The organism is Kitasatospora sp. NPDC098663 (assembly GCF_044760075.1).
In the GTDB taxonomy this organism is placed as follows: domain Bacteria; phylum Actinomycetota; class Actinomycetes; order Streptomycetales; family Streptomycetaceae; genus Kitasatospora.
In genome coordinates, this window is the sequence record NZ_JBIWAP010000117.1 from 1 (window position 1) to 4,473 (window position 4,473).

1 protein-coding gene is annotated in these 4,473 nt (G+C 73.9%); it reads right to left on the bottom strand.

What is annotated here, in order from left to right:
• A partial coding sequence (locus ACIQVZ_RS42220; RefSeq protein ID WP_402458452.1) for an amino acid adenylation domain-containing protein occupies positions 1-4,473 on the bottom strand: 4,473 nt, incomplete at both ends.

The following is a 4,473-nucleotide window of genomic DNA, read 5'->3' on the forward strand; positions in this document are numbered from 1 at the left end:
CAGGGACTGCTCCACCGCGCGCCGCACGGCGGGCAGATCGGCGCCGTCGGCAGCCCGGTGCAACTGCACGGCGGTGGCCAGCGGGCGCAGCAGTCGCAGGTTGCGGAGGTCGCCGAGGAAGAGCGCGCCGCCGGGGGTGAGCAGGCGCATCAGCTTTTCGATTGTGTCGGCGAGGTAGTCGGCGGATGGGAAGTACTGCACGACCGAGTTGATGACGATGGTGTCGAATGTCTCGGTGGGCAGGCCGTCGGTGTCGTGCGCGGGGCGGGTGTGCAGCACGACGCGGTCGGTGAGTTGTTCCTGCCGGGCGACCTGGGTGGTGAGCGCGTCGATCGCGGTGGCGGAGAAGTCGGTCGCCCAGTACGTGTCGCAGTGCGGTGCGATCTGGGAGAGGAGCAGGCCGGTGCCGACGCCGATCTCCAGGACTCGGCGGGGGTGCAGGGCCAGGATGCGGGCCACGGTGGCGTCGCGCCATTCGCGCATCTGCTCGACGGGGATCGGGCTGGTGTCGTAACTGCTGTTCCAGCCGACGAAGTTGTGGCCGAAGGCGGTTTCCTCGGGGGTGATGGGCAGGGCGTCGTAGATGTCCCGCCATTCGCCGACGTGGTCGGCTTCGCGGCTGTCGTCGCGGGCGGTGTCCTGGCGGGGGACGAGGTAGCCGATGAGGCGGTCGTCCTGGGCGAGGACGGCGGCCCGGGCGACGGCGGGGTGCTCGGCCAGCACCGCCTCGATCTCGCCGGGCTCGATCCGGAAGCCGCGCACCTTCACCTGGTCGTCGGCCCGGCCGACGTACTCCAACTGCCCGTCGCCCAGCCAGCGGACCACGTCGCCGGTGCGGTACATGCGGCTCCCGCCCGCCCCGAACGGGCAGGCGACGAAGCGACCCGCCGTCAGACCCGGCCGGTTCAGATAGCCCCGCGCCAGACCCGCACCGGCGACGTACAGCTCCCCCGGCACGCCGGGCGGTACCGGGCGCAGCCGCTCGTCCAGCACGTACACCCGTGCGTTGGCGATCGGTCGGCCGATCGGCGGCACGCCCGTCCCGGGGGCGAGGGGGTCGCTCATGGTCGCGCACACCGTCGTCTCCGTCGGGCCGTACGCGTTGACCATCCGGCGCCCGGGCGCCCAGCGGGCCACCAGCTCCGGCGGGCACGCCTCGCCCGCCACCACCAGCGTCGACACCGTCACCGCGCCCTCCGGCAGGGCCGCCAGGACGGACGGGGGCACGGTCGCGTGGGTGACCGCGAGGCCCGGGTCGGTCAGCGCGGCGACCGGCTCCGCCGCCGGCGGCAGCACCAGCGCCGCACCGCACAGCAGGGCGGTGAAGATCTCCGACACCGAGGCGTCGAAACTGGGCGAGGCGAACTGGAGCACCCGACTGCCGGGATCGATCGCGAACCGCTCGATCTGCGCGGCCACCAGACTCGCCACACCACCATGCGCGACCACGACGCCCTTGGGGCGGCCGGTCGAACCCGAGGTGTAGATCACGTACGCCGGATGCCGAACGTCCAAAGCGACCTCAGGATCGGTCTCCGGCCAGTCACCTTCCGATACCAGTGCAGGATCGTCGACCACCAGCGCCGGGCGGGCATCGCCCAGCATGTACGCGATCCGCGCCGCCGGGTACGCCGGATCCACCGGCAGATACGCGGCACCCGCCTTCAACACGCCCAGGACGGCCACCACCGACTCCACCGAACGCGGCAGCGCCACCGCCACGACCTGCTCCGGACCGACACCCCGGGCGACCAGCGCATGCGCGAACCGGTTCGCCCAGACGTTCAGTTGACGATACGTCAGCCCTACATCACCGGACACCAGGGCCGGCGCGTCCGGCGTCGCCGCCGCCTGCGCCGCGAACGCCTGTGGCACCGGCACGGCGCCGACCTCGCGGTCGGTCGCGTTGCCCCGCTCCAGCAACCGGTGCCGCTCGTCGGAGTCGAGGAGGTCGATCCCCCCGATCGACCGGCCCGGATCGGCGGTGACCGCCTCCAGCAGGAGCGTCCAGCGCCGCACGAGGGCCTCGACCGTCGAGCGGTCGAACAGGTCGGTGGCGTACTCGACCACGCCGACGATCCCGGCCGGGCTCCCGTCCGGACCGAACCGCTCGCTCAGGTTGAAGCCCAGGTCGAACTTGGCCGTCCCGGTCGGCACCGCGAACGCGGACACCTGGAGGCCGGGCAGCGCGAACTCGCCCATCGGCGCGTTCTGCACGGCGAGGATCGTCTGGAACAGCGGGTGGTGCGCGAGCGAGCGGGCGGGGTTCAGCGCCTCCACCAGGTGCTCGAACGGCACGTCCTGGTGCGCGAAGGCCGACAGGGTCGTCTCCCGCACCCGCTCCAGCAGCTCGGCGAAAGTCGGGTCCCCGCTCGTGTCGGTGCGCAGCACCAGCGTGTTGACGAAGAACCCGACCAGGTCGTCCAGCGCCTCGTCGGTCCGGCCCGCGATCGGACTGCCGATCGGGATGTCCGTCCCCGCCCCCAGCCGGGTGTACAGCGCCGCCAACGCCGCCTGCAGCACCATGAACAGACTGCTCCCGGACCGCCGGGCCGACTCGGCCAGCCCCGCGTGCAGTTCGGGGGTCAGCTCAAGGCCGAAGGCGGCTCCCCGGTAGCCGGCGACGGCCGGCCGGGGCCGGTCGGCGGGCAGCGGGATCCGCTCCGGGAGGCTGTCCAACTGCTCGGTCCAGTAGCGGAGTTGTCCGGCGAACCGGCTGTCCGGATCCTCCGGGTCGCCGAGCAGCTCGCGCTGCCACAGCGTGTAGTCGGCGTACTGCACCGGCAGGGCGTCGCGGTCCGCCACACGGCCCTGGCAGCGGGCGGCGTAGGCCTCGGCGAGGTCACGGGCGAGCGGGCCGGTGGACCAGCCGTCACCGGCGATGTGGTGCATGACCAGCAGCAGCACGTGCTCGTCCGGCGCGACCGCGAACAGTTCGGCGCGCAGGGGCGGTTCCGCCGCGAGGTCGAACGGGAGCCGCGCCGCGTGGGCGAGCCGTTGCGGCAGCTCGTCCTCCGCGGCCTCGGTCACCCGCACCCGGGGCCGGGCCGCCCCGGGGTCGAGGATCCGCTGGCACGGCACGGCGTCGAGCTCCGGGAACACCGTTCGCAGGCTCTCGTGCCGGGCGACGACCTCGGCCAGCGCGTCCTCCAGTGCCTCCCGGTCCAGTGCTCCGGTCAGCCGCAGCGCCAGCGGGATGTGGTAGGCCGCGGCGGCTCCGTCCATCCGGTGCAGGAACCACAGGCGGCGCTGCGCGAACGACAGCGGTACCGTCTGCGGCCGCTCGTACGGCGCCAGTGCGGGCCGGGCCCGGTCGGCCTCGGTGAGCCGTGCCGCCAGGCCGGCCACCGTCGGCGCCTCGAAGAGCGCGCGCAGCCCGACCTCGGCCCCCAGGGCCGAACGGATCCGGGAGACCAGCCGGGTGGCCAGCAGCGAGTGCCCGCCCAGGTCGAAGAAGTCGTCCTCGACACCGACCTGGCCCCGGCCCAGCACCTCCGCGAACAGCTCGCACAGGATCTGCTCCTGCGGCGTCCGCGCCGCCCGGCCGACCCCGACGACGCCCGCCTCCGGCACCGGCAGAGCCGCCCGGTCCAACTTCCCGTTCGGCGTCAACGGCAACGCCGCCAGCACCACGAACACCGACGGCACCAGGTAGTCCGGCAGCCGCTCGCGCAGGTACGCCGCCAGTTCCGCCGGACGCGCGTCGGCGCCCGGGCGCGGGGCCACGTAGCCGACGAGCCGGTCGTCCCGGGCCACGACGGCGGCCCGGGCGACGGCGGGATGCGCGCTCAGGGCCGCCTCGACCTCGCCCGGCTCGACCCGGAAGCCGCGCACCTTCACCTGCTCGTCGGCCCGCCCGACGTACTCCAACTCCCCGTCGGCCCGGCGGCGCACCACGTCCCCGGTACGGTACATCCGGTCACCATCCGGCCCGAACGGACAGGCGACGAACCGACCCGCCGTCAGGCCCGGCCGATTCAGATACCCGCGCGCCAGCCCCGGCCCCGCGACGTACAACTCCCCCACCACACCCGGCGGCACCAGGCGCAACCGCTCGTCCAGCACGTACACCCGAAAACCCGCGACCGGCCGGCCGATCGGCGGCACGCCCGCCCCCGGCGACAGCGGGGCGCTCATCGTCGCGCACACCGTCGTCTCCGTCGGACCGTACGCGTTGACCATCCGCCGCCCCGGCGCCCAGCGCGCCACCAGCTCCGGCGGGCACGCCTCACCCGCCACCACCAGGGTGGCGGCCGTGAGGTCGGCGCCGTCCAGCGCGGCCAGGGCGGAGGGCGGCAGAGTCACATGGGTGACGTCGAACCGACGGTCCGTCAGAGCCTCCAACGGAGCCCCGGCCGGGGCCAGCACGAGGGCGGCGCCGGTCAACAGGGCGCTGCACAGGTCCCAGAACGACGCGTCGAAACTGGGCGAGGCGAACTGCAACACCCGGCTGCCCGGCGCCACGCCGAGCCG